The following is a 25694-nucleotide window of genomic DNA, read 5'->3' on the forward strand; positions in this document are numbered from 1 at the left end:
TTGCGATGGAGATGCGAGTTACGCTTGTTCTATACTCTGATAGACTCGTACATAGCTTTTCCCGGAACGCATCTCCACCATGTAGGAAGTATCCCCCGTGTTTGCCAAGTGCTGGTTGTGCGTGACCATGATGATCTGCCGCCCAAACGCGGTGGACAGCTGCTTCAAAAACTCCGCCACTTGGCGGCTGTACTCTTCCGACACGTGCTTGGCCGGCTCGTCGAGGATGATCGGCCCGTCCAGACGCGGACGGTTGGCATGGAGCAGCGCCGCACGGAGCGCCAGCGAGATCACGTCGACCACCCCGCCGCCGCGCGCATCTTGCGGGCGCGTCTGCACCGGAAGCTCGCCGCCGTACTTGGAGACGACGAGAAACTCGCCTTCCGCTCTCCCCCGCACTTCATCGATCTCCACCCGAAACTCCAGGTCCTGATCGCCAAAGATAAACTGCAGCGCGTTCGTGACCATCGTCTCGATCTGCCGGCGCGCCTGTTCGCGGGCGAAGGCGCTCGATTCCTGAAGCAGGATCTTGACCCCTTCCAGTTTCGCGATCTCCGTCCGCTTCTCTGTCACTTTATCTTCCACTTGCCGCTTTTTGCGCAGCAACGCTTCCTGCTCGCCCAAGCGGCGGTTGTAGTGATCGCGCAGCTTGGCGATCGCAGTGTCGAGACTTACGGTATCTGTCGTCATCACCGTTCACCTACGCCTGCTGCTTGATCAGGTCCCACGGAATCAAAGATTCCACTTCGTCGGCCAGCTGGGCGATCTCGCGCTCCAGCTTTTCGATTTCCTGTTCGAGCATCTCCGGGTCGACCTGCTCGGCGCGGATCTGTTCGAGGATCTCATCCTGCTGTTTGAGCAGGGCGTCTTTGCGCAGTTCGGCTTTGTAGCGCATGTCTTTTGCTTTGGCGAGACCGTCTTTTAATGTGGACAATTTGTTATCGATGGCTGTGCTCATGGGGAAGTCCTCCTTTAAATTCATCAAGCAGTCGTTCGGTCGTATGTTCATTGATCGGCGCAAAACACACCGGGCACGACCCGGAACGCTTCAAGGCGTCACTGTATTCGGCCAGTTTCTCGGTGATTTCCAGCGCGTTGGTTTTCAGGTACTGGTCCGCTTTGCGCAGACGGTCGCCGAGGTCGAACAGGCCTTCGTTCATTTTCATCAGTATCTGCTGGCGTCCGGTCAGCATCAGGAGCTGCTCCAGCGCCCACTCGGCGCGCTCCGTTTTCGCAAGCGCGGTGAGCATGTTCTGCAAGGCTTGCAGCTTTTGCGACAGGTCGGCTTTTTTCACGACGAGGTCGCGGAGCTTGAGCGCCTGCGCGCGTTTGTGCTCCATCAGATCGAGCCGCCCGCCCAGCTGTGGCGTGTCTTGGGTCAGTTCCAGCACGCGGTCGATTTTGGCGAGCAATTGTAAGGTATCAAAGCGCTTGGTGCGCAGCGTGTGCAAGTTGGTCAGGCGATGCTTCGACGTTTCCAGGCGCAAGACGCGGTGTTCGGCGTCAGACAGCCCTTCCGTCTTTTGCAAAACCGCCTCGACACGCCCCCGCAGCTGGTGCAGCTGCTGATGAGCGTCGGACAGCTTGCTCAGGCGGTGGAAGCGGGCGAGCAAGTTTTCGCTGGTGCCAAGGCCCTGCTCGGCGTTCGCAAGCCCTGCTGTCTGCTGCAACACAAAATCGGTGCGGGCGATGCCGTCCGCCACCGTGTCGCGTTTGCTGCGGGCCTGCTGCAGGCGGAGCGCTTTGCTTTGCAAGGTGATGGCGCGTTCCGCCTGCAGTTCGGCGCGGTCGAGGTGTGCCGTCTGCACGAGCACTTGCTCGGCCGCCAAGAGATCGCTTTGCACCGCCTGATGTTTTTTCGTCAAGGCTTGCAGGCGCAAGAGGCGGGCCGAGTGATCTTTCAGTGCGGCTTGCTTTTCCTCGACCAGCAGCAGAATGTTTTCCAAATAAGGCAGGTCGGAGAACTGTTCCAGCTCCTGGTCGACTTCGGCGAGCTGCTCACGGTACCCGCGCTCGTCAGCATTGGCGCGGGTCAAGTCACGGTTGGTGTCGCGGGAGGCGGCGTCGATGATGTGTACGCCGTTTAAGCGCCCAATCGCTTTGGCTTTGATCGAACCCGGTTCGGAGAGCAGAAAGGGTGCTTCGAGCTGCGTCCCGAGGTGCAGCGTCGTTTCGTTGTCTTCATCGAGCGCGACTTTGCGCACGCCGGTCAGGTCGCTGACCTCCTTGGGGACGGTGTTGCCAAAGCCTTCGTAGATCTGCTCCTCGCCGCTCGCCTGCATGACGATGTAGCGGTTTTTCGACGGGGTGCGCTCGCGGGTGACGCGCGATCCGTCGGCGAGCTCGATCATCACGCGGCACTGGTTGGCGCCGACGCGCATGAAGTCGGAGCCGCGCGGCTCGTTGTAGAGCAGCCAGCGCAAGGCGCGGATCACGGCCGATTTGCCGTTGTCAGAAGCACCGACGATGACGTTGAGCCCGTCGTCGAACGCCATTTCGGTCAGTTCGTGCGATTGGAAATTTTCGATGCGCAAGTTGCGGATGGTCTTCAGGTTCATGATGCACTCTCCCCGGTCGACAGGCGTTCCTGCGCGGCGGCGATGCGCTTCATCGCCTCTTCGCGCACATCGGGCTGCAGGCCGTCGCGGGAGGCGATCTCGTCGATGATCGCGCCGATGTCAATCACTTTGTAGTCGCCCGCCGCCTTGATGCCCTGGACGAAATCAGCGAGGCGCTGCTGGGTGAACGCCGCCTCTTCATTTTTCGTGCGGTCGAGGCACTCGTCGCCGGGCGGCGCGGACTTCAGCTTGATTTTTTTCATCACCAGTTCGCCGCTGGTCATATCCAGAATCAAAACTTGCGGCGTGCGCCCCGCATCGGCCGGATGGTTGGACAGGCGGACGAATCCGCCCGGGTTGTAAAAGATCTTGCCCTCGTGCCGCACTTCCTGCCAGCCCATATGATTGTGGCCGCAGAGGGTGAGGTGGGCTTTCGTATCGAGGATCTGGTCGACGCGGGTATGCGCCACGCCTTCAATAAAAGCGCGGTCCATCAGCATCCCGTGCACGAGGTGGATGCCAATATCGGCGTTCACTTCCTCGACCACATAATCAAGCCGCGGATCGCGGCGGTCCAAGTCATAATGGTAGTGCTGGCCGGTCACTTGCACCTTCAGCCCGTCTTTTTCCAAAAACAAGGGTGCACCGGGATGGATCAGCTGCACAAGGCCAATGCGGTCCATAAAACCAAGCATCGTGCGCGGCAAGGTATCCGGGTTGTGCCCAAACACATCATGGTTGCCGGCGATGCCGTAGATCGGCACGCCCGCATCGCGCATCAGGGCAATAAAATCGGCGCAGACAGCCAGCGATGGGCTGGGAATGTCAAAAAAATCGCCTCCGTGCAGGATGGCGTCCACCCCTTCGCGTTTGACGATCTCGTTTACTTCGCGATACTTATTTTTCAGCGTCTCTACAAAATCATCGGTGCGGTTCTGCGGTGAACTCGCCCGGATGTGGGTATCGGTCATATACAGCAATTTCACAGGGGTTTGCCCCTCTCTACTATGCGTTATGTCAACTTACAACTTCGACGCCCAAGGCGGTGTTCCTGCCTGATGCGAACAGAAACTCTTGGGAATAAAAAAGCGCCTCCGTGTTTCGGAGGCGCTTAGCGTACTTTGCTGATCCTAGTCGTCAAACAGGTTGGCCAAGCCGCCGAGCACACCGCCGCCGCCTTCTTCTCGGCGGCTGGCTGCCGCAGCAAAGACGCGGGAAGCCAGACGGTTGAACGGCAGGGATTGAATCCAGACTTTGCCCGGCCCTTGCAGCGTGGCGAAAAAGAGCCCTTCGCCGCCAAACAGCGCCGTCTTCACGCCGCCAACAAACTGGATGTCGTAGTTGACTTCGCGCGTCATCGCCACCAGACAGCCGGTGTCGATCTTCAGCACTTCGCCGGGGTTGAGTTCACGCTCGTAGATCGTGCCGCCGGCGTGGATAAAGGCGAGGCCGTCGCCTTCCAGCTTTTGCATGATAAATCCTTCACCGCCAAAAAAGCCGGCGCCGAGTTTGCGCTGGAAGTCGATGCCGATCGAGACGCCTTTGGCTGCGCAGAGGAAGGCGTCCTTTTGGCAGATCACTTTGCCGCCGAGTTCTGCCAGGTCCATCGGGATGATCTTGCCCGGGTACGGTGCGGCAAAGGAGACGTGTTTTTTGCCCTGACCGACATTGGTGAAGACGGTCATGAACAGGCTTTCTCCGCTGATCAGGCGTTTGCCTGCGCCAAACAATTTGCCGACCAGACCGCCCATGCCGCCTTTGGAGCCGTCGCCGAAGATGGTGTCCATCTGAATCATGTCTTCCATCATCATCAAGCTGCCCGCTTCGGCGATCACGCTTTCCTGCGGGTCGAGTTCAATCTCGACAAACTGCATGTCGTCGCCGTACAGTTTGTAGTCGATCTCATGTGCTGCCATCTGCCAGACTCCTCCTATGCCTTGCGCGCCTCATATTCGCGGCGCAGCAGGCCCATATAGATGATGTCGTGAAACTTGCCTTCGCGGAACAGTTCTTCGCGCATGCGCGCTTCCACGACAAACCCGCTTTTTTCATACGAACGAATCGCCGGTTGGTTGAAGCCAAAAACGCCGAGTTTGATTTTGTGAACGTTAATGTAGCGGAAGATCCAGTCGATCAACAGCTCCATCGCTTCCGTCCCATACCCTTTGCCCCGCTGTTCCGGCCCGCCGATCATGATGCTCACCCAGCAGTTTCCATGATTCAAGTCTACCCGAAAAATGGTGCAAATCCCCAGAAAAGTTCCGTCTTCCAGCAGCTCAATGCCAAACGTATAGCGGTCTTTTTCCGATCGAACCTCGTCGACAAACTTCTCAATATCGGTCTCCATCACCGGATACGGAATCCCCGGCGTATGCATCAGGCGCGATTCAAAATCCTGCTCTAAACGCAAAATGTGTTCAGTATCTTCACGCTTCAAGGCACGCAACCCTATGCGTTGTCCTTTCATATGGCAGTCTCCTCCTCTGTTACGCCTTCCGGTATCGCGAACCGAACGGTGTGTTTTCCTGCACGACTTTCCCTTGCTCGCACAGCTCTTCGAGGGCATGGGCGAGCTCGTCATGGCCGAGGGTGCGGCCGGCTTTGCGCGAGACGTCGGTGAGGTAGGCGTTGAGGTTAAAGGCGTCGATCGGCAAAATCGGCTCGATCGCTTCCCACAGCTTGGCGTCTTGCTCGGCGAACACTTCTTCGAGCTCTTCGAACGGGTTCTTGAAGTGCGGCGACGTGGTTTTGGAGACGCGGATGCGCACGGCGTTGGTGCGGCCGGTGATCGCCGAGGAAATGAACGCGGTGCCAGACGGCAAATACGGCAGGCGGTTGGCTTCTTCCGGCGTGATGTCGGTCTCCTCTTTGATCACCGAGATATCTACCGAACGCACGGTGCGGAACACCATCTTTGTCGAGAGTTGGGCGGTGATCGTATCGTCGAGCAAGGCGGGACGCTGGGTGGCGAAGACGAGGAACACGCCGTATTTCCGGCCTTCCTGCGCGATCTCTTTCAGCACGCCTTTCGCCGGAGCCGGCACATCCCCTTTGGGCGCGAAGTTGTGCGCTTCGTCGGTGATGATGATGAACGGCGGGAATTTTTCCTCGACCGGTCTGCCTTTTTGGATCGAATCGCGATAGTCGCGGCGCTTGCGGTACAGCTTGCGCACCACATAAAACGCAAACACGTTCAAGAAATACATCGACCCGCGGATGACGACGAGCTGGCGTTTCATAAACGCCTCTTCGACTTTCTTCGTCCCCGCCGACGTGAACACGCCTTCCATCTCCAGACGGTGCATCCGGCGCATGACGGAACGCAGCGTCCCGGCAAAGCCCCCGACTTTGTCCTTGTATGTCTTCAAGAGCGTGAACAAAGTCTGCACGCGCTCTTTTTCATCCGGGTTGAGATACTCCATCTCCCCGTGCTGCTTGCGGAGCTCCGCTTCGTTGTCCAGCGCCTCGGCGAGGTTGGACAAACGCGTGGAGTAGGACAGGTAGCTGTCCTTGTTTTTGTGCACCGCTTTGATCGCCGTCTCCATCGCATCGGTGATCGAGCCGGACGATGCGCGCAGGAGCGACACGATGTCATCGCTTTGCAGCTCCGTAAACTCAATCCCGATATCCACTCCGGCATCGAGCACGACAAACCGCTTTTTGAACGACTGCCGGAACTCCTCGGGCAGCCCCGGAAACTCCTGATCGAACGTCAATTCAAAGTGCGGATCGAACACCACCGCCGGCACTTGCTTCATCATGATCTCTTCGAGCAAGACGCGTGTGCCAAACGATTTCCCCGACCCTGACCCGCCGAAGATCCCGATGTGCGGGTACTGGTCCATCGAGCGGTAATCGAACACAAACGGCACGCCGACCTGTTCGCGCACTCCGTTCTCTTTATCGAACAGCGGCGCCACGCCCTGCAGATCGGCCGGCATCTCCCGCGAGATCTCCGCCGTCCCTTGGATCACGCCAAGCGTCAGGCCCTGCGATGGGCGGCGCTTGACGAGCAGCCCTTCCACTTCCGAAAAATGCGGCACTCTCGCCGCCGCCCCGACGCGGATCGGAATCGCCAGCTCTTCGATCAGACGCACTTTCGCCAGGTTGATCTCCTCATCCTCAATGTCAAACCCGACCTGGCGCAACCCGCTCAACACGCCTTCATCAACAAAATTGGTCTGCTCGGACGCCAGCGGAATGTAGCGGTTGAACGTCATCGTCTCCACCACTTCCGCCTTCGGATTGCCTTGCTCGCGGTCTTCGATGATCAAAATCTCATTGATCGAAAACTTCCGCGTCCGCGAAGCGACCCATGCTTCCAACTGCGTTGTTTGCCCGACGATCTGCATCATCTGCTAAAAGTCCCTCCGTTCCCGTTGCGGCCGCAAAAACGACTCGACAATCTCAGCATCCACATTGCTTTTCACGATCATCTCGATCTGCTTCTTGGTCAGCCGCGCCTCGGCGTCGACCACATCCAGCCACAGCGGAATCCCCCGCGACTTGCTGGGCGTGATCGTATATAAAAAGTCGATCACCTCGTCCACCCGGTGCGCCTGTTCCCGCAAAAAATCGCACGCGCCGGCCTGCGGTTGATGAGACAGCCGGTTGAACACGGTGTAAAATTCATTTTTGATCGGGCGCTCCAAGCTCGTTTTCAGCCATTCGCCCGTCTCCAGCATGTTGAACAACACTTCCCGGTCATGCCCGCGAATAAAGCCGCGCAAGAGCCGCTCATCCACATCATCCAGCCGCGACTTCAAACGGTAGGAGCCAACCTCTTCGATCACCCCAACGACGATCGTGTCTGAGTACGTCACTTTCTCCTCAAACTGCTCCCACAGCTCGCCGCCTTTGCCTTTCAGGCGGGAGAACCCGCCGTCCATCAGCATCAAAAACGGTCGGAACGTATCGAGCGCTTCGATCGCCGCCTGCAGTTCCATCTCGACCATCTTCTGATCGACCAATATCATATACGCCTGCTGCTCGGCGATGTCACGCTCCGCATTGCGGTCTTCCTGCGGCTCCACGCGCAGCTCTTCGCGCCGCTCGACGACAAACTGCCGGACCGCCGCGTGGTCTGCTGCGCTGAGCGGCGAAAACATCTGCACCTTTTCCACTTTGGTGACACCGTCGCGGCCGGGCAGCGTGGATTTGGCCAGCGCTTTGAACAGATGGATCGCATACGGATAATTGCTGCCAAACTGATTGACCGACCCGTCGACGCCAACCAGCGAACGGCCGGCAAACAGCTCGCGGATCTGCTCGTCCGACAAGCGTTTGGCGTGGACAAATTCTCCGACGTTCGTCTCCAGCGCCGCACGAATCGCCGTGCGGTCGGCCCGCTCTTTGCGTTTTTCATGCAACGAGCCGTTCAGCCCCTGCAGTTCCTTAGCCAGCGTAAACAACCCGCTCATCAGCTTTTCACTCCTTCCGCCCTTTGCGGTTCAAGAACGCTTCCACCGCCTGCTCATGCTCGGGCGATCCCCACAGCGCGGCAACCAGACGGCTTTCCCGCTCCATCGCTTCGCCCAGCGGCAGGGATTCGCTTTCGGTGACTAGCTGTAACAAGCTCTGCACCGCCTGAGGAGCATTGGCAGTAAACAGTGCGGCGAACTCTTTCGCCGCATCCAAAAGATCGGCAGCCGGCACTACGCGGTCAACCAGCCCGATCGCTTCGGCCGCCTGGGCATCGAGCACTTCGCCGCTCAGCATCATGCGGAGCGCTCGCTGCCGGCCGACGATGCGGGTCAGCAATGCGCCGCCGCCCCAGCCCGGCGAAACCCCGAGCTTGACCTGGATGAAGCCGATCGTCGCCGTCTCGGCCGCCACGCGGAAATGGCAGGCTGCCGCAACTTCTCCGCCGCCGCCCCGGGCCGCGCCGTTCACCGCCGCGATCACCGGCTTCGGAAAATTCGCCAAGGTCTCCAACACGCGGCGCATCTGCGACATTTTGCTGTACACCTGTTCTTCCGTCTTCAATTCTGCGTGAAATTCCTTCAGGTCTCCGCCCGACACAAACGCGCGGCTCCCCGATCCGGTCACAATCACCGCACGCACGTCCGGGTCTTGCCCGGCTTGCAACAGCCCGGCAGCCAGTCCTTCCATCACCGCCGTATTCACCGCATTGCTCGCCTCCGGGCGGTCGATGGTCAGCACGGCCAGATGACGTTCTCTATCAATCTCAAAATGAACAGCTTCGTTCATTGCCCTTGTACTCCTTTATGTTAAAATAAAAGACGGTTCCAAATTCCGTGGGATGATCATGCCGTCCGCTAGAAAAACTACCTAGAGAAAAACTACTGTTGTATTTATCTTTCTCTCATCCTACCATAAAATGAAACGTGTCATGTAACGTGTATCGAAACATCATGTGCAGGGGGAAACAACATGATCCGAGCAAAGAAATTAGAATATCTGACATCCTCCATCTTCACCGAGATGGCCAATCATAAACACCGCTTGATGGCTCAAGGCCGCGACATCATCGACCTTGGGATCGGCTCGCCCGACCTGCCGCCGCCCAAGCATGTCATGGAAGCGCTGAAGGAATCGGTCATGCAAGGCAACGTGTACGGCTACGCGCACCAACAAGGCTTCCCGACGCTGCGCCAAGCGTTTGTTGAGTGGTTCGAAAAGCGCTTCAACGGGATCAAGCTCGACCCGATGAAAGAAGTCCTCACCCTGATGGGCTCCCAAGACGGCCTGGCTCACCTGCCCTTGGCCCTGCTCGATCCGGGCGATGTGGCGCTGGTGCCCGACCCGTCCTATCCGGTGTTCGCTTCGGGCATCCATCTGGCGTCGGCCGATGTGGCGCCGCTGCCGCTGTTGCCGGAAAACGGCTTCCTGCCCGACTTCTCCGCCCTCGACCCGGATGTGGTCAAGCGCGCGAAAATGATGATCCTGAACTACCCGGGCAACCCGGTTCCGGCCGTCGCCGACGAAGCTTTCTACAAGCGCGCGATCGACTTCTGCCGCGAACATGAGATCGTGCTTGTCCACGACCTCGCCTACTCCGAGCTGACGTTTGACGGCTACCGTCCGATGTCGATCCTCGAAATCGAAGGCGCAAAAGACGTTGCCGTCGAATTCCATTCACTCTCCAAGAGCTTCTCGATGGCCGGCACCCGCATCGGTTTTATCGCCGGCAACACGGAAGCGGTGGAAGCGTTGGCCCGCCTGAAGTCGAACATCGACTACGGCGTGTTTGGCTCCGTTCAGCACGCAGCGACCGTTGCGCTCAGCGGCGACCAGTCCTACACCCGCGAAATGTCGGCCGTCTATCAAGAGCGCCGCGACATTCTGATCGACGGGCTGTCGGCGCTGGGCTGGCAGATCGAAAAGCCGAAAGCCACCATGTTCATCTGGGCCAAGCTCCCGTTTGACATGCCGTCCAAAGAGTTCGCGCTCCGCCTCGTCGAAGAAGCGGGCGTTGTCGTCATCCCGGGCGAAGCGTTTGGCAACTACGGCCACGGCTATGTCCGCATCGCGATGGTGCAGCCGGCAGAACGTCTGCGCGAAACGGTGCGCCGGATTGCAGAATCTGGTATTCTGAATACAAAACCGATTGCCTGATTCGCAAAAAGGGAGGCCCGTCATGTCTCGCAAGCTGTATTATGAAGACGCTTATCTGAAAACATTTACCGCCGCTGTCCTCGAGCGCGGCGTTGAAGCAAACGGCACACCGTTCGTCGTGCTCGACCAGACCGCTTTTTATCCGGTCGGCGGCGGACAACCGTGCGACCTCGGCACGATCAATGGCGTGCAGGTGGTCGATGTGGAAGAAGTAAACGACCGCATTTTGCACCGCCTCGCCGCCCCGCTGGCAGCAGGCGATGATTCTGTGACCGCCGAGCTGGACTGGGCGCGCCGCAATGACCTGATGCAGCAGCACACTGGCCAGCACATCCTCTCCGCCGCTTTTGAAGAGCTGTTCGAAGCGGAGACGGTTGGCTTCCACCTCGGCCGCGAAGTGACGACGATCGACTTGACCGTGTCCGAGTTGACCCAGGAAATGGTCGAGCAGGCTGAACAGATGGCCAACGCGATCATCTTTGAGAACCGCCTGATCGAAGCCCGTTTCGTCACGTCCGAAGAGCTGGCTGAACTGCCGCTGCGCAAGCCGCCGACGGTGACCGAAAACGTGCGCATCGTGTCGGTGCAAGACTTTGACTATTCTCCTTGCGGCGGCACGCACTTCTCCCAGACCGGCGAAGTGGGCCCGATCAAAGTGCTGTCCTGGAGCAAATACAAAGGCAACACCCGGCTCGAACTGGTCTGCGGCTGGCGCACGCTGCATGCGATGACCGGCAAGCAGCTGATCTTGCGCAGCCTGTCCCGCCAACTGACCTCTTCCGAGGCAGACCTGCCCGCCAATGTCGAGCGACTGCTCAGCGAGAAGAAAGAGCTGGACAAGCAGTTGCAGGAGATCAAAGAAAAGCTGATCGCCACCGAAGCGCAGGAAGCGCTGCAAGGAGCGGTCGCGCACGACACGCTGAAGATCGCGGCGCTCACCTTGGAGAACCGCACGATCCCGGAACTGCAGAAGCTCGGCCAGCACATCGCAGCACTCGACCCGAACGCGGTCGCCCTGCTCGTGACGTCCGGCGAGAAAACGCAGCTCGTCTTCGCCCGCGGCGCCAATGTCCCGGTGAAGATGAACGAACTGCTCAAAGAGACCCTGCCCCTGATCGAAGGCAAAGGCGGCGGCAACCCGGACACCGCGCAAGGCGGCGGTGCGGCAAATGTGCCGACGCAAGACGTGCTGCAGCATGCCTTGTCCCTGTTGCAGTCCAAATTAGCCTTCGTCTAAAACAAAATCCGGTGCCGCTCAGGCACCGGATTTGCTTTTTCCTGTTACAAAACCAAACATGCGCTTGATGATCCACAGAGGACCCACAAGCAGGAAGATCGGATTTTTCAAAAATGATGGCGGGTTACCTTCAAAATAATGACCGATAAATTGGAAGATCCATCCCAAAACAAACAGGGCCAACGCCCATTTCCAGTCCCAGAACACGACCGGCAGCGACACGACGATCATCGGAATGCCGATCGCATGCGTCAGTTTGTTCATCGGATGCTGATGATCGCGGTTGTACCGCTCCATAAACGACAACTTTTCTTCCATCTGCATCGCCTCCTTACTTCATACTATTCTGATAAAAGGATAAAGACTCCTGCAACACCGCTTTGTCCAACCCGGTGCGCAGATGTATCCGCTCACACCATGCTTCGATCGTCGCCAGTTGTTCCTCGGGGTACAGCCCCTCACTCGTGCTGAGAAAACTCTCCCAGTCGCAAAATTCCCAGTGTGCCGTCTCCGCTCCGTGCGGCACCCGAAACTCGACCAGCGCCTGTCGATAATCATGCTGGCACGCTTCCGCCGCAACCATTAGGTCATGTTCGCTGATCGGAGTCAGGTCATATTCCTGACGGCTCACCTTGCCGTTCGGGCGGAAATAGCACACTTCACAGCGATCCCCTTGCACCGCCACTTGCACCTCGGCCGCCGGGAAGAATCCTTTCAATTTGTCACCCGTAAACTCTGGCCGGGCAGGATCGAGCAGGATCGGCTGCAGCCACAGGTCGCCCAGATCGCACAGATAGCGCGAGCCTAGCTCATCCTCGGCCACCACCGCGACATGCGCGTCGCTTGTGCCCAGGTCATGTCCCACACCATACGCTGTGATCCCGGCGGCGCGAAACTCGTCCAGCAGCCAGATCGCCAAATCAAAACAGTTCCCCGAAGTGCCGTATTTCGCGCGGTGCTCTTTCATCTCCGCCACCGTGCGCTGTCCGCCGCGATGCCACGCTTTGGTCAGCGTCTCCATCGGGAATTCATCAAACTTCTTCCACACCGCTAAAATCGCTGCCGACGCCTGCACAGCCATTCCTCCTGAAAAGCCGCCCTCACACGGAGGACGGCTTGATGATTAGAAACTGTCTTCGTAAATCGCCAGCACTTCTTGAATATCCAGGTCGCGCGTCGCTGCGATATGACCCATGCCACGCCCGCCGACGCGCACCGACTCTTCGGCCATCTCGGCCAGCGATTCGCGCTTGATGCCCAGATCGCTCAGCTTCAGATAGACATTCATCGACTTGAACCACTCGATGACAGCAATGATCGTCTGCTCCGCCGCCAGCTTGTCATCCTGCTCGGTGACGCCAAAGCAATTGCGGCCCATCCGCGCCAAACGATGCGGACGGTCTTCCGCCACGCGCTTGAAGTATGCCGGCGCCAGAATCGCCAAACCCCGTCCATGCGAGATGTCATAGTACGCCGACAAAGTATGTTCCATCTGGTGCATCGGGAACGAACCGCCGCGCCCGGCGCCGGCCAGACCGATCAGCGCCAGCGTCGAAGCCCACATCAGAGCGGCGCGCGCTTCATAGTTGTTCGGCTCTTTGACCGCAATCGGGCCGTTCTCGACGGCAGCGCGGATCAGGCCTTCGGTCAGATGATCCTGCACGATCGCATCTTCTTCGCCGGTCAGGTACGCTTCGTACAAATGGGTAAACATATCGACCGCGCCGTCTGCCGTGTATTCCGGCGATACGGTAAAGGTCAGCTCCGGGTCGATGATCGTCACTTTCGGGAACAGGGCCGGGCCGCCGATGCCGCCTTTTTCCTTCGTTGCTTCATGGGTCAGCACGCCGCCGCTGTTCGCTTCCGAACCGGTTGCCGCAAGTGTCGGGATCGTCATCACCGGCAAGGCTTCCTGCACCGGCAGCAGTTCTTTCCAGCGGCCTGTTTTGTTGCCTGTTATGTATTCATGGCTCGGATGACCGCTCAGCGCTACCGCTGCGATCGCTTTGGCTGCGTCCATCGGGGACCCGCCGCCAAGGCCGATGATCAGCTCGCACCCTTCCTCGCGGGCGATGCGTCCGCCTTCATCGACAGTATGTGTGCGCGGGTTTGGCTCGATCTTGTCAAAGACCACCACTTCCACGCCGGCTTCTTCCAGCGAACTCACCACGCGCTGCAGCACGCCCGTCTTGCGGGTCGCAGTGCGCCCGGTCACCAGCAGCACTTTCCCTGCCAGCTTGGCTGCTTCCGCTCCAGCCTTTTCCACTTCGCCGCGCCCGAAAATAATGCGCGTCGGCATACTCAACTGAAAGTTCAGCATCAATAATCGCCTCCTGTTTTTAGTATAGCATACAAACAAAAGAGCCACCCTCGCGGATGGCTACGTGAGTGCGGCCAACACCCGTTTGACCGCTGCGCCGACCAAAGCTCCGGCGATCAAAGCTACGATCGGAAGAAAGACGGGGCCAAGCAGTTCGCCGCCGATCCGAAACGTCGACGAATAGATCACGCCGATCGTGCCAATGTACGCCGAAAAAACAAACGGCACCGTGGCAAATTTCACTCCTTCTCCGCCGCCTGCATCCTTATAGGCATCCCAGATCGCAAACAGATAGAGACAAGGGTAAAACATCAGCCACTGGTAATCGGTCGCTTCCACCGCTTTTGTCATGTCTCCTTGGAAAGAGAAGACGATAACCAGGTTTAACTTAGCCCGTACGTTGATCAGGAATTCCAGCACGATCAACAGCAGGCCTTTTAAAAACCTTCGGTTTAACAACTGTCCAAATCCGGGCAACGCTATGCTCCACAACAATCTCTCCACTAAGTCTGAGCGCTGCATCTCTCATCACTTCTCTTTTCCAAACTTTAGCCCGCACAATTATACAGCCCTATACCAATGGTTCCACCTGTCTGCGAGTGCGATTGCTCCAGACAGGATTAGATTTTCCGATAAAGCATGCTTTTATCCGATGCGCCGAACATGTTTCAGATGTTAACCGTTCAGCTCATTAATGTCTTAAGTGGTTGACAAGAGTACTGGCAAACATAGGAGTGAATATGCGCCGCTTGGGTACACTAGCCATAAAGCATTGGCTATTGTTCCTTAAGGAGGAAATTCGATGGCAGTTTCACGGATGGCACTCTTGACCTGTTCCGCCCTGTTTGCCGCATCCGCGTTGCTTTCCGGCTGCGGACAAAGCGACGCTGAGCAGGCACAGCAAGCCGGGATTCAAGGGGCGAATCAGCACAACACCGCTGCAACCAAGGCGCTGGCCTCCACCGACTTGCCGGCGTTTGAACATGAATTGTTCCGGCAGATGGACTTGCCGGCCGACACGCGCCGGCAATTTCGCGTCTTGGAAACAAAAAATACGCCGGCCGGCACGTATGTGCTCTACTCCCTGCCGCGCAATGACGGGCTGGCCTTTGCCGGGCGCCGGGCGGACGGCTCGGTGGCGATCTATCAGGCGCGCTGGCCGTTGGCAGTCACCGACCCGGCCAAAGATCTGATCGTCGTGCGCGCCATCCCGCCGAACAACGGGATCAACGCTCCGTACGGCGTGCTGGCGGGGCGCGTCTACAACCCGTTTATCGAATATGTGGAGATCGCGTACCGCGACGGGCACGTCGACCGGATCGATGTCTCGCACAACCGCGGCTTTATCGCGGTGCGCAAAGCGTTTGACACGCGATTTGTCCAAGTCCGCGGCTATTCCACCAACGGAACACCGTACTGGGAGATCGACACGCGATGACCGTACAAAAAGAGCGCCTGTCCCACAAGGGAACAGGCGCTCTTTGCTGTCTGCAGACTTACGCCAGCAGATCCTGATATTTCGAGAGATCGTAGCCTTTATCGGTCAAAAATTGCTTCATGCGGTCGCGATCCGCTTCTTTCTTTGCGCCCGCGATGATGTATCCACGCAGAACGTCCTCTTCCGAGACCGTATCATGGCCGGCTTGCTGTGCTTCCGCAAAGATTTGCTTCTCGATCATCTTCTTTGCCATCGGACGGGCAAAAAACGGGATCGGGCTCAAAAGTTCGTCAAGCAGTTGTTTCGACTGGTCTGTGTAATTCAAAAGGAATTCCTCCTACAAAATTGATTCCTTTTTAGTGTACCACAACTTACCGCTGTACATCCTGCACGAGGAGCTGATAGACGCCGCCACGGCGAATTTTTCCGGAACGGGTGATCATGCTGCGCTCGGCCACCGTGCCGGTCGCCGTCACAGGGTCCCCGCTTTTTAAGCCATGGTCGCTCTGACCCAGGTTCAAAAACAGCTCGGTCAGTTCCAGATCGCCCGCCTGGAGCGGAGCATGCAGAACCAGCTTAACCAAGTAAACTTCAGCATCTTCTTCGACGCTCTGGTACGGCATCGGGTCGCTCGCCAAGACGCCGTCCACATGCACAAGCGTTTCGTTCATGAGTCTCCCCCCTTCCTTTCATCGTACTCCTGCGGAAAAGTCGCGTCAAGAACACAAAAAAGGCACGTCTGATGACGTGCCTTTCTGTTCCAGCGCAATTAGAACTGACGGCCGAATTGTCCACCCATGTTGGTCATTTGGTTCATCACCGACTGGTTGACGGTGTCGAACTGGTTGCCGCGGAACATCGAAGCCGGGTAGCTGTTCGGACCTTCGTTGTCCTGGATGCCTGCGTCTGCGTTCATCACTTGCTGGAACGCGTTTTGGTTCGGAAAGCCTTGGTTTTGTTGCTGTTGCTGTTGGTTGAAGCCTTGGCCGCCCATGCCCATCATGCCGCCGCCGAAGCCTTGGGAACCGCCGGAACCGCCATTGAACAGCGAGTTCTGATGGATGCGCTGGGTCTGTTGCTGGAAGTTGTTGCTCGGCTGGGATTGGCCGTTAAACAAGGAGTTCTGATGGATGCGGTCGATTTGCGCATTGCTTACACCTTGGTTAAACGACTGCTGTGCGCCGTAGCCTTGGTTTTGCATGCCAAAACCTTGGGAAGCGGAAGATTGGGAACCGCCGCCGAAGATGGAGTTTTGGTGGATGCGCTGCGCTTCTTGCGGGAAGGTGCTGCTCGGCTCAGACTGGCCGTTAAAGAGCGAGTTTTGGTGAATTTGGTTCAGTTGCGCCTGGCTTACACCTTGCTGAGCGCCAAAGCCTTGGTTTTGCAGGGCTTGATTTTGGTAGCCTTGGTTAAAGGACTGCTGGCCGCCAAAACCGCCCATCATCATGCCCATGCCCAGCGGGTTGGACTCTTCGCCGTTGATCGTTGCTTGCTGAATGCGCTGCACTTGGAAGTTGTCCGGTTGGGAATTGCCGTTAAAGATCGAGTTTTGATGGACCTGGTTCAACTGAGCTTGGTTCACGCCTTGCTGCATACCGCCAAACCCTTGGTTTTGGTTTTGGAAACCTTGGTTTTGGAAACCTTGGTTAAAGCGCTGCTGGCCGCCAAAGCTGCCCATCATCATGCCCATGCCCAGCGGGTTGGACTCTTCGCCGTTGATCGTCGCTTGCTGAATGCGCTGCGCTTGGAAGTTGTCCGGTTGGGAATTGCCGTTAAAGATCGAGTTTTGATGGATCTGGTTCAAATGAGCTTGGTTCACGCCTTGCTGCAGACCGCCAAACCCTTGGTTCTGGTTTTGGAAACCTTGGTTAAAGCGCTGTTGACCACCGCCATAGCCGCCCATCATGTTCATGCCCATATTTTGCTGATTCGGGTTGATTGTGTTTTGCTGGATGCGATCCAGTTGAGCGCCAAACTGTTGGTTCATATTCACGTTGATTTCCCTCCATGTCTGTTGATCCAAATATGTAAAACTCGTTGCTCCCATCCCTCAGTATGTACAGCCGGTCTATTCGTATTCACAACCAAATAAAAAACACCCCGGAAAGATTCCGGGGTGCTCATTTTTAGAAGAAGAGTAATCCTAACAGCCAGTACAGAACCGCAGCCAGCACCGCCGTGATCGGCAAGGTGATGATCCACGTCGTGACGATCTTGCCCGCCACGTCCCATTTGACCTTATTGAAGCCTTTCGCGGCACCGACACCCATGATCGCCGAAGAGATGACGTGGGTCGTAGACACCGGCAGCTTGTACAAAGTCGCCACCAGGATGACGATCGAGGAAGTAAAGTCGGCCGCAAAGCCGTTGACCGGCTGGATCTTGATGATGCCGCGTCCGACGGTGCGGATGATCCGCCAGCCGCCCGTTGCCGTACCGGCCGCCATCGCCAGCGCTGCGGAGATCTTAACCCACAGCGGGATGTCGGTCGTTTCTTGGAAACCGCCGGCGATCAGCGCAAACGTGATGACCCCCATCGCTTTTTGCGCGTCGTTCGTGCCGTGCATAAACGCCTGGAACGCCGCGGAGAAAATTTGGAAGGTCTTGAAATTGCGCGTCATCTTCGCCGGAGCGAAGTTACGGAAGAGCCACAACAGGGACAGCATGATCGCAAAACCGAGCACCAGCGCGATGATCGGCGAGAAGATCAGCGACTTGAGAATGTTGACAAAACCACTATAGTTCACCGCCGAGAAGCCAGCCGATGCGATGACCGCACCGACGAGCGAACCGATCAACGCGTGGGAGGACGAAGACGGGATCCCATACCACCACGTGATCAGGTTCCAAATGATCGCAGCCAACATCGCTGCTACGACGATCCACATCCCGTTGGAGAGGACAAACGGGTCGGCGATCCCTTTCCCGATCGTCTTCGCGACGCCGGTGAAAGTCAAAGCGCCAAGCAGGTTCATCGACGCTGCCAGAACGATCGCCACGCGCGGCGACAACGCTTTGGTCGAAATCGAGGTGGCGATCGCGTTTGCGGTATCGTGGAAACCGTTGATGTAGTCGAACGCCAAAGCCAGGATGACGACCGTGATGATCAGAATCAATCCACCATCAGGCATTTTTCAGGACGACCCCTTCCACCAGGTTGGACACGTCTTCGCAGAAGTCTACGCCGTCTTCCAGCTTCTCGTAGATTTCTTTCCATTTGATCACGTGGATCGGGTTCACATTTTCATCGTTGAGCAGTTTTGCCACCGCGCGGCGGTAGATCTGGTCGGATTCCAGTTCCCACTGCTTCATGCTCTTGGTCAGTTCTTTGATGCGCTCATATTTCAGTTCACGCAGCGCGTGAAGCAGCTTGACGATCACTGCGGCTGCACCTTCCATCGCTTTGGACAGCGCGAGCATTTCCGGCGTTACCGATCCGATGCGGTACAGAACACAGCGGTCTGCCACGCCGGTGATGATGTCGAGCACTTCGTCGATCGTAAAGGCCAGCGCAGAAATGTCGTCGCGCTCGATCGGTGTGATGAAGGAAGAGTTCAGCTTCTCCATGATCTGACGCGTGATCGCGTCGCCTTTGTGCTCGATCTCTTGAATGGCGTCAAACTTCTTTTCCACATCGGTATAGTTTTCCATCAGTTCGAGGAAAGCCTTCGCGCCGCTGTACAGGTTGTTTGCTTCCTGTTCCAGCAGATCGAAAAATACATCATTTTTCGGCCCAAAATTCAGCATACCAAAGATGCCTCCTTGTAAAAAGGTCAAGTTAGTTTTTGCAAAATAGACATAGATTATGTAATAGATTCGTAAAACCTTTCTCATTATCATCCTGTCCTCCAACTTTGACAAGACGACAATAGAGCAAAAACGCTACTTTTACACAATCTTAACATTCCCGTCACCGTTTCGACGAAAAGCGAATGCCGTCTCGGAAAGAGTTCCCTGTAGTGGCTCTGTGCATTCCCGGAGACACTAGATTTCGAGGTGAGCACACATGATGAAACAGCGAACCCGATTGTTCGCAGGCTTGCTGCTGACCCTGGCTCTGCTCCCCGTTCCGGGAGCGGGCGCAGCAGAGGAGCAAACGCCCATCGAACAAACGCTGGAAGTCGCGACAGCCGGACAATACCAAGCAGAACTGCCCGTGCTCCAGCGCGTGGAGAAGGTGACCAAAGTGCCGTGGTACTACCTGGCGGCGGTCAACCAGTACGAGATGGGGATTCATTGGAAGAAAAACAAAGACAACCCGAACAAATCGGGAATTCAAATCGAGTTTCCCCCGAGAAATGGAGCGGGCCGGTCAATCCGAAAGGAGAAGACAACAACCCCGTGACGATCAAAATTTTCGGCGGGATGGGTCTGGACGGCAACAAAGACAAAGTCGCCGACCGCACCAACCCGGAAGACGCTTTGTTTACAATGGCCAAATGGCTGAGCGCGGAAGGGACAAATGAGGACGCGATCCGCCGCAAGATCTGGGACTATTATCAGGACGGCATGGTCGTCGACCGGATCTCCGGATTCGCCCGCATCTTCCGCGAGGCAGGCACCACCGAGATCAAAGGCAACTCTTTCCCGATTCCGAAACGCTTCAACTATTCCTACCGCTCCACCTGGGGCGACCCGCGCGGCTGGGGCGGCCGGCGGATGCATGAAGGATGCGACATCTTTGCCGGACATGGCACCCCGGTGCTGTCCACCGCGCACGGCGTGGTGGAAGTGATCGGCTGGAACCGCTTTGGCGGCTGGCGCATCGGCATCCGGGATTTGAACAACGTCTACCATTACTACGCGCATCTCGCCGGGTTTGAAAAGGACGTCAAGCGCGGTTCGATCGTCAAACCGGGCCAGGTGATCGGCTATGTCGGCTCCAGCGGCTACGGCCGTCCCGGCACATCGGGCAAATTCCCGCCGCATCTGCACTACGGGATGTACCGCGACACCGGCACCCGCGAGTGGGCGTTCGACCCGACCCCGCATCTGCGCAAATGGGAGCGCGAGATGAAGAAGAAAAGACGCTAAAGCTGAGCAGCCACCCCAGACAAACACGGTGGCTGTTTTTTTCTGTGCGCAAAAAAGACCTCTCTCCGAAGAGAGAGGTCTGCCGTTGCAAACGCTAGCCGTCATTGCGCATCGACGTATCGTGTGTCGGATGCATAAAAGGAGCCATCACCGGGCTCGCTGTGCCGTTCATCAGCTCGAGGTTCTCGCGGCGCGTGCTGCCAAGGTCGTGATCGTTGTCGACGTACTTGTCCCCCGACATGATGTAGGGGTCCACATCTTTGCTCCAATTGTCGAGCGGGGTGTTTCTCCATGGAGCGTTTTTGTGATCGTCATCGATGGCGCCGCGATTGGTCAGTTCGTCCTGTCGCGGACTCACTTCGAATTCCTTTTCCATGTGTACTCACCTCCACGCTTAGTGTCCCCAACTCCAAGCGGTCTACTCTGTATAAGAAGCGAGCCGGGCTCAAACACTGAAACTACTCATCGCACTGACCAAGGGGGAATTTCAAGTGAGCAACGGGCAAACCAAGCGGGGCCTGGCACAGCTGCTTGTCTTGACGGGCTCCCTTTTGCTTCTGTGCATCCCGGGACAAGCCAAAGACCTGCCCTCCGCCGCCCGTCCGCACCCGGCTGAAAAGCGCCTGCTCGTCATCGCGCCGCACCCTGACGACGAATCGCTGGCCGGTGCGGCGCTGATTCACAAAACGCTGCAGGAAGGCGGTTCGGTGCGCGTGGCGGTGATGACCAACGGGGACGGATTCCGCCGCGCCGCTTCGGAGCAGTTTCATCTGCCCAAAGCAGAAGCGTCCGACCTGTACCGGCTGGGGCTGCTCCGCCAGCAGGAGGAAGTGACCGCAGCCAAACAGCTCGGCTTGCAGGAACAAGACATCCTGTTTCTCGGCTATCCGGACGCCGGGCTGCGGCACCTGTGGAGCGGGCATTGGAGCAGGCAGGCGCCGTACACCGGGCTCAACGGCTTCAACCATGTGCCGTACCGCCGCGCCTTTCGCCATGGCAGCCCGTACTGCGGGCAGGCGGTGACAGACGACCTGCGCCGCATTTTGACTGCGTATCGCCCGACACATGTGCTGTATCCCGACCCGCACGATGTGCATGGCGACCACTGGGCTTCGTCCGCCTTTACGCAATACGCGCTGGCCGGACTGCCCTTGACCCCGGTCGAATCGACCTACCTGATCCATTATCCACAGTTTCCAAAGCCGCAAAGCTACCGTCCCGCGCATCCCCTGCAGCAGCCGAAGGGGCTCGAGGACATCGGCATCCGCTGGCGTTCGGTGCCGCTCGGCGGACACGAGGTTCAACAAAAGCGTTCTGCCATCCTCGCCCATCAGTCACAGATTCAGGTGATGAAAGACTTGCTCACGTCCTTCGTGCGCCAAAACGACTTGATCGGCAAGTCGAGCATCCCGCTGCTCCAGAACGGCGGCCCCGCCTCCGAACTGCTTGATCCGGCAGGCGACCAGAGCGGTGACGCTGCGGTCGACATCCGCAAACTGACCGTCTCCCGCCGTGGAGAGCAGCTTCGCCTGTGTCTCGACCTGGCCCGCCCGGTCAGCTCCGAACACCGCGTCACCGTTCGCCTGCGCATGCCACAGGCCCAAGGCGGCGAAACGTCGCAACTGGAAGTTAAGGTTCATCAACGCAAGTTAAATATCACCTCCTATCCCGAGTTAAACAGTCGGGTTCAGCATCCTCTTTTCTGGCAGTTGCAAGGAGAGCGTTTCCTGCTCACGCTGCCCATGTCAACATTCCGCAACATGGGTTGTCTGATGCTCGAAACGGAAGTCAAACAGGGGACCTCTGTCGACCGCACAGCATGGCGACGCCTTTATTTATAAGCTTTTCTCTCGCAAACCCGATCTCCGTCGGGTTTTATTTTTACATAAAATCCCAGTAACTACTAACCCCCACAACCATTACTTATACTCAGAAACAATTCGCTTATATTATAAGAAAAATTGATATAAAGTTTACTTTCCTCTTTATTCGCCTTCCCTAAAGGTGTAAAATGTGTGTAGATAACACCATAGATGGGGGTATTTTTCATGTCTTTAGGGCAGAAAATTCGCGAACTTCGCATAGTGAAAGGACTGACGCAAAGTGATCTCGGTTCGGGGCTCGTCACACCCAGCATGATCTCCCAGATCGAGTCTGATAAAGCGAATCCGTCATACAAAGTACTGGAAGCGATCGCAGAAAAGCTGGAGACGCCGCTCGAATTTTTTCTGACCGACATCCAGACGCAGTTGGAGCAGACCAGCGCGCACAAGGTGGCCAAAGCCTTGTTGTCTTCCGCTAACTATGAACGTGCATACGGTCTCCTCGAGTCCTTGCTGCAGAAGCCTTCACAGAGCCTGAACATCGCCGAAGTGATGTCAGACCTCGGGGAATGCTACCTGCATCTCGGCCGCTATGACGAGGCCGTGGAACAGTTCGAGAAGGTGCTGGAGATCGCCAAGACCAAAGAAAATCCAACTGCATCCTTGCAGGCGCTGAACAAACTTGGGGTGATTGAACAGCGCCGCCAGAAGTATCATCTGGCGATCTACCACTGGCGCAAAGCGTATGAGCAGTTTGAGCTGCTCCTGCAGCCGGAGCCGTTTTTGCAGTCGCAGATCTTGACCAATTTGGGGACGATTCACTATCAGCTGGGAGAGTTTCAGGAAGCGCTCAACTATTATGAGACCGCCTATAAGTTCTTGGCGAAAAGCAGCCATTTTGAACAGATCGGCTTCACCTATATCGGCCTCGGCCTTTCGTATAAGCGCATGAAAGAATTTGAAAAAGCATCCGAGTATTCGCAGTATGCGATCGCCATTTTCGAATCACTTAAAAATATCAAGCTTGCGATCGATGTGAAGAAAAACTACGGCATTTTGAAAAGCGAAGAAGGCCAGTTTGAAGCCGCCCATGAGCTGTTCTTGGCTTGCATCGAGGAGTATGAGAAGCACAACTACACGCTTGATGCCGGCTCTGTCTATGGCGAAATCGCCCGGCTTTATGTGAAAGAGCAGCGCTTCGACGACTGCAAACTGACCTGCCAAAAAGCGCTGGCGACGATCCCCGCCACCTCGCTGGAAGCGGCGCCGATCCTGCGCACGCTGGCGATCGCCGAGGACAAGCTTGGCCATCGCGACCGCGCGACCGCGACGATGGTGCGCTCGATCAACATCTTCAAGGAGCATCGCCTGCTCAGCGAGCTTGCTGAGACCTATTCCCTGCTCGCCGACTTCTACCAGTTGGACGGGAACTTCGCCAAAGCCAACGAGTCGCTGTTGAACATGAAAGATGCGCTTAACGAAAACTTGAAAGAGCGCGGCATCATTCTTTAAACAACAATTGCCAAATACTGAAATTTTGTGATAAATTGGGCTTGTTTCTATCTAATTAGAACAGCCCAATTTTTTCTTTTTATAAAGGAGATATCAACATGCCACGTAACGGGAAAAGCATGACTCTGCTCACCGCAGCCTGCCTGCTCCTGGCCGGCACGATGCCGCTGCAACCGCAGACCGCATCGGCTGCCAGCGCAGTCCAGCCAGCGACGCTCAGCGAGGCGGCTGCCGTGCAAAAAGCGCGCGAACTGCTGACGATTCCTGAGAACAAGTACAAGCTCGAAAATGCCGAATATTTTGAGGAGCCGCATTTCATTGGGTTGCCGGACACCAAGCTGTGGTTACTCGTCTTTGAACAATCAGAAGATGTGATCGCTGTGGTCATCGATGCCGTGTCCGGACGTCTGCTTTATTTTGACAACGGGCAGTTGGAAGAACCGGACGAGCATCAGCAGTATCTCTCGCCCGCCGAAGCAGAAACTGCGGCCGTCAAGTTTTTACAACAGCATGCGCCGGAAGAATTCCGCCAAGCCAAGCTGCAAGCACAGGACATGGCGGGGGGGCTGGAGCACAGCTTTTCCTATTACCGGATGGTCAACGGCATTCCGGTCAGTCAGCAGGGACTGTATGTGACGGTAGGCTGGGACGGCAAGATCAACTCGTTTATCATGCAATGGGAGCCGTCTCTCCAGTTCCCGTCCCCAGAGGGCGTGCTTGCCCCAGAAAAAGCGCGGCAGACCTTTGTCAATAACATCGACATTGAGTTGCAATACGAACACCTGTACAGCGATGCCCCCGAACTCGTCTACAAGCCGTATTTTCCATACGGCGAAGCGCTTAACGCGATAACGGGAGCCATGTCGACCATACAGACCTCTTATCTCAATCCGCCGAAAGTGCCGTCGACCGAACCGCTGGTCAAAAACGGCCCGAAAACGCCGCCAAAACTGTCTGCTCCGCTGACAAAAGTGCAGGCTCAGACGCTGGCACAAACCCTCGGTCTGCTGCCTGAAGGCGCTGAATATGTGGAAAATGAGTACGAGGAATATGAAGACGGCGAATGGTATTTAACCTTCGAAACGGCCGGCGACCCGGTCATCACGTACACGGTACGGCTGGACGCGAACACAGGGGAGTTGATCGAGTTCTTCTCCGATGACGAAGCGGAGCCTGAATTCGATCAGGCGCCCGATATGGCTCGTTTGCAGCAGATCGCACTGGAAAAAGCGAAAACGCTGTTCCCGCACCGTACCGGGGCGCTGGCGATGGAGCCTCCGGTCGACTCCGAGTCCACTCTGTTTACGTTCAATTTCCTCGTCAACGGACTTTTGGCTTCGGGCGATTATCTCGACCTGCGGCTGAATCCGGCAGACGGCAGCGTGCTGGAAGTCTATCGCAGCTTCTCCGAAGCAGATGCCTTCCCTGATCCGAAAGCGGAGCTCACGCCGGAACAAGCGAAGGAAATGTTTGCCAAACTGCCGCTACAACTCTACTACGGTTTCGAACAGACGGAAGACGGGCTGCTGAAGAGCACGCCAGGCCTTTACTACCGATTCCAGCAGCTCTACCCAAGCGAAGTGGCCATCGATGCCAGAACTGGCCAAGTGAAGGGCATGATCAGTCCCAACGGCGTTCCGATGCCGTATGACATCCATGGGCATTGGGCGGAAGAAGCATTGACCCTGTTCTCCGACAAACAGTTGCTGCACACCGACGACATGAATGCACTGCCGGACGAGCCGATCACGCGAAGCTACCTGATCGAACTGATGATCGGACATCTGCAGCACAATCCGCCGACCGATCAGACCATCTACTACCAGGACGTCACGCCCGACCATCCGTCCTTCTACGCGATCAGCGCAGCCGCCAAGCTCGGCTGGATCGCGAAGGACAAGAACTTCCGCCCGGACGATCTCATCACCCGCGAAGAGATGGCGATCCTGATGGCCAAAGCGGCCGGGCTTGACCCGAAACCGCACCAAAAGGACCCACTTCCTTATGTGGATGCCCAAAACATCTCCTGGTGGTCGTACGGCGCGGTGGCGCTGAACTACAAGCAGGGCTGGATGCAAGGCGATGACGAGAACAAGTTCCTCCCGCAAGGCGACCTGACCCTCGCCGAAGCGGTCAGCATGCTCTACCGCTTTAAGCACTAGAGCACCGCTTCCAGCAGCAACATAAAAACGTG

26 protein-coding genes and 1 pseudogene are annotated in these 25694 nt (G+C 57.0%); 8 read left to right on the top strand and 19 right to left on the bottom strand.

What is annotated here, in order from left to right; translation table 11 throughout:
- Positions 1–18 precede the first annotated feature (18 nt).
- The 9 genes from CBW65_RS00395 to CBW65_RS00435 all read right to left on the bottom strand — a co-directional run bounded on the left by CBW65_RS00395 (position 19) and on the right by CBW65_RS00435 (position 8768).
- A complete protein-coding gene (locus CBW65_RS00395; protein ID WP_087455056.1) occupies positions 19–690 on the bottom strand; it encodes an ATPase in 672 nt (223 codons plus the stop codon).
- Between the two features lie 10 nt (positions 691–700).
- Complete coding sequence (locus tag CBW65_RS00400; protein ID WP_087455057.1) at positions 701–958, bottom strand: hypothetical protein; 258 nt, start codon at positions 956–958, stop codon at positions 701–703.
- On the bottom strand, positions 939–2558 hold the full coding sequence (locus CBW65_RS00405) for an AAA family ATPase (protein WP_087455058.1): 1620 nt from the start codon (positions 2556–2558) through the stop codon (positions 939–941). Before CBW65_RS00405 ends, CBW65_RS00400 begins: the two co-directional genes overlap by 20 nt.
- Complete coding sequence (locus CBW65_RS00410; protein WP_087455059.1) at positions 2555–3544, bottom strand: metallophosphoesterase family protein; 990 nt, start codon at positions 3542–3544, stop codon at positions 2555–2557. Before CBW65_RS00410 ends, CBW65_RS00405 begins: the two co-directional genes overlap by 4 nt.
- A 144-nt stretch (positions 3545–3688) precedes the next feature.
- A complete protein-coding gene (locus tag CBW65_RS00415; RefSeq protein WP_087455060.1) occupies positions 3689–4474 on the bottom strand; it encodes a TIGR00266 family protein in 786 nt (261 codons plus the stop codon).
- A 14-nt stretch (positions 4475–4488) separates the two neighbouring features.
- Positions 4489–5025, bottom strand: a complete 537-nt coding sequence (locus CBW65_RS00420; protein ID WP_157721677.1) for a GNAT family N-acetyltransferase — start codon at positions 5023–5025, stop codon at positions 4489–4491.
- A gap of 19 nt (positions 5026–5044) precedes the next feature.
- Complete coding sequence (locus CBW65_RS00425; RefSeq protein WP_087455062.1) at positions 5045–6913, bottom strand: ATP-binding protein; 1869 nt, start codon at positions 6911–6913, stop codon at positions 5045–5047.
- 3 nt (positions 6914–6916) lie between these two features.
- Complete coding sequence (locus CBW65_RS00430; RefSeq protein ID WP_087455063.1) at positions 6917–7978, bottom strand: DNA double-strand break repair nuclease NurA; 1062 nt, start codon at positions 7976–7978, stop codon at positions 6917–6919.
- A 7-nt stretch (positions 7979–7985) separates the two neighbouring features.
- On the bottom strand, positions 7986–8768 hold the full coding sequence (locus CBW65_RS00435; RefSeq protein WP_087455064.1) for an enoyl-CoA hydratase/isomerase family protein: 783 nt from the start codon (positions 8766–8768) through the stop codon (positions 7986–7988).
- 183 nt (positions 8769–8951) lie between these two features.
- Here CBW65_RS00435 and CBW65_RS00440 point away from each other — a divergent pair, with 183 nt between their 5' ends.
- On the top strand, positions 8952–10136 hold the full coding sequence (locus CBW65_RS00440; protein WP_087455065.1) for an aminotransferase class I/II-fold pyridoxal phosphate-dependent enzyme: 1185 nt from the start codon (positions 8952–8954) through the stop codon (positions 10134–10136).
- Positions 10137–10158: 22 nt separating this feature from the next.
- Entirely contained in the window at positions 10159–11373 is a 1215-nt protein-coding gene (locus CBW65_RS00445; RefSeq protein ID WP_087455066.1) for an alanyl-tRNA editing protein, read from the top strand.
- Between the two features lie 18 nt (positions 11374–11391).
- Here CBW65_RS00445 and CBW65_RS00450 read toward each other — a convergent pair whose 3' ends face one another.
- From CBW65_RS00450 to CBW65_RS00465, 4 genes are read right to left on the bottom strand one after another with little or no spacing between them, the layout of a single operon-like run.
- Complete coding sequence (locus tag CBW65_RS00450) at positions 11392–11691, bottom strand: Mpo1-like protein (protein WP_087455067.1); 300 nt, start codon at positions 11689–11691, stop codon at positions 11392–11394.
- A 13-nt stretch (positions 11692–11704) separates the two neighbouring features.
- A complete protein-coding gene (locus CBW65_RS00455; protein ID WP_087455068.1) occupies positions 11705–12454 on the bottom strand; it encodes a hypothetical protein in 750 nt (249 codons plus the stop codon).
- A 42-nt stretch (positions 12455–12496) separates the two neighbouring features.
- A complete protein-coding gene (locus CBW65_RS00460; RefSeq protein ID WP_087455069.1) occupies positions 12497–13693 on the bottom strand; it encodes an iron-containing alcohol dehydrogenase in 1197 nt (398 codons plus the stop codon).
- A 60-nt stretch (positions 13694–13753) separates the two neighbouring features.
- Positions 13754–14152: a hypothetical protein gene (locus CBW65_RS00465; RefSeq protein ID WP_408646518.1), complete on the bottom strand. Its 399-nt coding sequence runs from the start codon at positions 14150–14152 to the stop codon at positions 13754–13756.
- A 343-nt stretch (positions 14153–14495) separates the two neighbouring features.
- Between CBW65_RS00465 and CBW65_RS00470 the strand changes: the two genes are divergently transcribed.
- Positions 14496–15131: a hypothetical protein gene (locus CBW65_RS00470; RefSeq protein ID WP_087455071.1), complete on the top strand. Its 636-nt coding sequence runs from the start codon at positions 14496–14498 to the stop codon at positions 15129–15131.
- A gap of 58 nt (positions 15132–15189) precedes the next feature.
- Here CBW65_RS00470 and CBW65_RS00475 read toward each other — a convergent pair whose 3' ends face one another.
- The 5 genes from CBW65_RS00475 to CBW65_RS00495 form a co-directional block, all read right to left on the bottom strand.
- Positions 15190–15456 carry a DUF2621 family protein gene (locus tag CBW65_RS00475; protein ID WP_087455072.1) on the bottom strand — a complete coding sequence of 89 codons (267 nt, stop codon included), beginning with the start codon at positions 15454–15456 and terminating at the stop codon, positions 15190–15192.
- Between the two features lie 46 nt (positions 15457–15502).
- Positions 15503–15802, bottom strand: coding sequence for a hypothetical protein (locus CBW65_RS00480; RefSeq protein WP_087455073.1), 300 nt, complete (start codon positions 15800–15802; stop codon positions 15503–15505).
- Positions 15803–15900: 98 nt separating this feature from the next.
- Positions 15901–17124 carry a hypothetical protein gene (locus CBW65_RS00485; protein WP_157721678.1) on the bottom strand — a complete coding sequence of 408 codons (1224 nt, stop codon included), beginning with the start codon at positions 17122–17124 and terminating at the stop codon, positions 15901–15903.
- Positions 17125–17257: 133 nt separating this feature from the next.
- Positions 17258–18262 carry an inorganic phosphate transporter gene (locus CBW65_RS00490; RefSeq protein WP_087455075.1) on the bottom strand — a complete coding sequence of 335 codons (1005 nt, stop codon included), beginning with the start codon at positions 18260–18262 and terminating at the stop codon, positions 17258–17260.
- Positions 18255–18878, bottom strand: a complete 624-nt coding sequence (locus CBW65_RS00495) for a DUF47 domain-containing protein (protein ID WP_157721679.1) — start codon at positions 18876–18878, stop codon at positions 18255–18257. Before CBW65_RS00495 ends, CBW65_RS00490 begins: the two co-directional genes overlap by 8 nt.
- Positions 18879–19137: 259 nt before the next feature.
- Between CBW65_RS00495 and CBW65_RS24675 the strand changes: the two genes are divergently transcribed.
- Together CBW65_RS24675 and CBW65_RS00500 are read left to right on the top strand one after the other, a co-directional pair.
- Positions 19138–19476, top strand: a complete 339-nt coding sequence (locus tag CBW65_RS24675) for a hypothetical protein (RefSeq protein WP_232463411.1) — start codon at positions 19138–19140, stop codon at positions 19474–19476.
- Positions 19477–19751: 275 nt separating this feature from the next.
- Positions 19752–20165, top strand: a pseudogene (locus tag CBW65_RS00500) (M23 family metallopeptidase); the annotation flags it as partial.
- Between the two features lie 94 nt (positions 20166–20259).
- Here CBW65_RS00500 and CBW65_RS00505 read toward each other — a convergent pair.
- Positions 20260–20541, bottom strand: coding sequence for a DUF3905 domain-containing protein (locus tag CBW65_RS00505; RefSeq protein WP_087455077.1), 282 nt, complete (start codon positions 20539–20541; stop codon positions 20260–20262).
- Positions 20542–20656: 115 nt separating this feature from the next.
- On the opposite strand from CBW65_RS00505, the gene CBW65_RS00510 reads away from it, so the two are divergent.
- From CBW65_RS00510 to CBW65_RS00520, 3 genes are all read left to right on the top strand, one after another.
- Positions 20657–22006 carry a PIG-L deacetylase family protein gene (locus CBW65_RS00510; protein ID WP_157721680.1) on the top strand — a complete coding sequence of 450 codons (1350 nt, stop codon included), beginning with the start codon at positions 20657–20659 and terminating at the stop codon, positions 22004–22006.
- 207 nt (positions 22007–22213) lie between these two features.
- The gene (locus CBW65_RS00515) at positions 22214–23500 is read left to right on the top strand and encodes a helix-turn-helix domain-containing protein (RefSeq protein ID WP_198299716.1); all 1287 of its coding nucleotides are present in this window, start codon (positions 22214–22216) and stop codon (positions 23498–23500) included.
- Positions 23501–23598: 98 nt separating this feature from the next.
- The gene (locus CBW65_RS00520; protein WP_087455080.1) at positions 23599–25662 is read left to right on the top strand and encodes an S-layer homology domain-containing protein; all 2064 of its coding nucleotides are present in this window, start codon (positions 23599–23601) and stop codon (positions 25660–25662) included.
- Positions 25663–25694 lie beyond the last annotated feature (32 nt).

Source organism: Tumebacillus avium, assembly GCF_002162355.1.
Taxonomy (GTDB): Bacteria; Bacillota; Bacilli; order Tumebacillales; family Tumebacillaceae; genus Tumebacillus_A; species Tumebacillus_A avium.

What these genes read in the sequence shown, in the direction of transcription:
- CBW65_RS00455 (WP_087455068.1), bottom strand. Translation starts at nt 12,454, where the DNA reads ATGGCTGTGCAGGCGTCGGCAGCGATTTTAGCGGTGTGGAAGAAGTTT.
- CBW65_RS00480 (WP_087455073.1), bottom strand. Translation starts at nt 15,802, where the DNA reads ATGAACGAAACGCTTGTGCATGTGGACGGCGTCTTGGCGAGCGACCCG.
- CBW65_RS00435 (WP_087455064.1), bottom strand. Translation starts at nt 8,768, where the DNA reads ATGAACGAAGCTGTTCATTTTGAGATTGATAGAGAACGTCATCTGGCC.
- CBW65_RS00445 (WP_087455066.1), top strand. Translation starts at nt 10,159, where the DNA reads ATGTCTCGCAAGCTGTATTATGAAGACGCTTATCTGAAAACATTTACC.
- CBW65_RS00515 (WP_198299716.1), top strand. Translation starts at nt 22,214, where the DNA reads ATGTCTTTAGGGCAGAAAATTCGCGAACTTCGCATAGTGAAAGGACTG.
- CBW65_RS00490 (WP_087455075.1), bottom strand. Translation starts at nt 18,262, where the DNA reads ATGCCTGATGGTGGATTGATTCTGATCATCACGGTCGTCATCCTGGCT.
- CBW65_RS00505 (WP_087455077.1), bottom strand. Translation starts at nt 20,541, where the DNA reads ATGGAAAAGGAATTCGAAGTGAGTCCGCGACAGGACGAACTGACCAAT.
- CBW65_RS00405 (WP_087455058.1), bottom strand. Translation starts at nt 2,558, where the DNA reads ATGAACCTGAAGACCATCCGCAACTTGCGCATCGAAAATTTCCAATCG.
- CBW65_RS00440 (WP_087455065.1), top strand. Translation starts at nt 8,952, where the DNA reads ATGATCCGAGCAAAGAAATTAGAATATCTGACATCCTCCATCTTCACC.
- CBW65_RS00415 (WP_087455060.1), bottom strand. Translation starts at nt 4,474, where the DNA reads ATGGCAGCACATGAGATCGACTACAAACTGTACGGCGACGACATGCAG.
- CBW65_RS00495 (WP_157721679.1), bottom strand. Translation starts at nt 18,878, where the DNA reads ATGCTGAATTTTGGGCCGAAAAATGATGTATTTTTCGATCTGCTGGAA.
- CBW65_RS00430 (WP_087455063.1), bottom strand. Translation starts at nt 7,978, where the DNA reads ATGAGCGGGTTGTTTACGCTGGCTAAGGAACTGCAGGGGCTGAACGGC.
- CBW65_RS00470 (WP_087455071.1), top strand. Translation starts at nt 14,496, where the DNA reads ATGGCAGTTTCACGGATGGCACTCTTGACCTGTTCCGCCCTGTTTGCC.
- CBW65_RS00520 (WP_087455080.1), top strand. Translation starts at nt 23,599, where the DNA reads ATGCCACGTAACGGGAAAAGCATGACTCTGCTCACCGCAGCCTGCCTG.
- CBW65_RS00395 (WP_087455056.1), bottom strand. Translation starts at nt 690, where the DNA reads ATGACGACAGATACCGTAAGTCTCGACACTGCGATCGCCAAGCTGCGC.
- CBW65_RS00425 (WP_087455062.1), bottom strand. Translation starts at nt 6,913, where the DNA reads ATGATGCAGATCGTCGGGCAAACAACGCAGTTGGAAGCATGGGTCGCT.
- CBW65_RS00450 (WP_087455067.1), bottom strand. Translation starts at nt 11,691, where the DNA reads ATGGAAGAAAAGTTGTCGTTTATGGAGCGGTACAACCGCGATCATCAG.
- CBW65_RS24675 (WP_232463411.1), top strand. Translation starts at nt 19,138, where the DNA reads ATGATGAAACAGCGAACCCGATTGTTCGCAGGCTTGCTGCTGACCCTG.
- CBW65_RS00460 (WP_087455069.1), bottom strand. Translation starts at nt 13,693, where the DNA reads ATGCTGAACTTTCAGTTGAGTATGCCGACGCGCATTATTTTCGGGCGC.
- CBW65_RS00400 (WP_087455057.1), bottom strand. Translation starts at nt 958, where the DNA reads ATGAGCACAGCCATCGATAACAAATTGTCCACATTAAAAGACGGTCTC.
- CBW65_RS00420 (WP_157721677.1), bottom strand. Translation starts at nt 5,025, where the DNA reads ATGAAAGGACAACGCATAGGGTTGCGTGCCTTGAAGCGTGAAGATACT.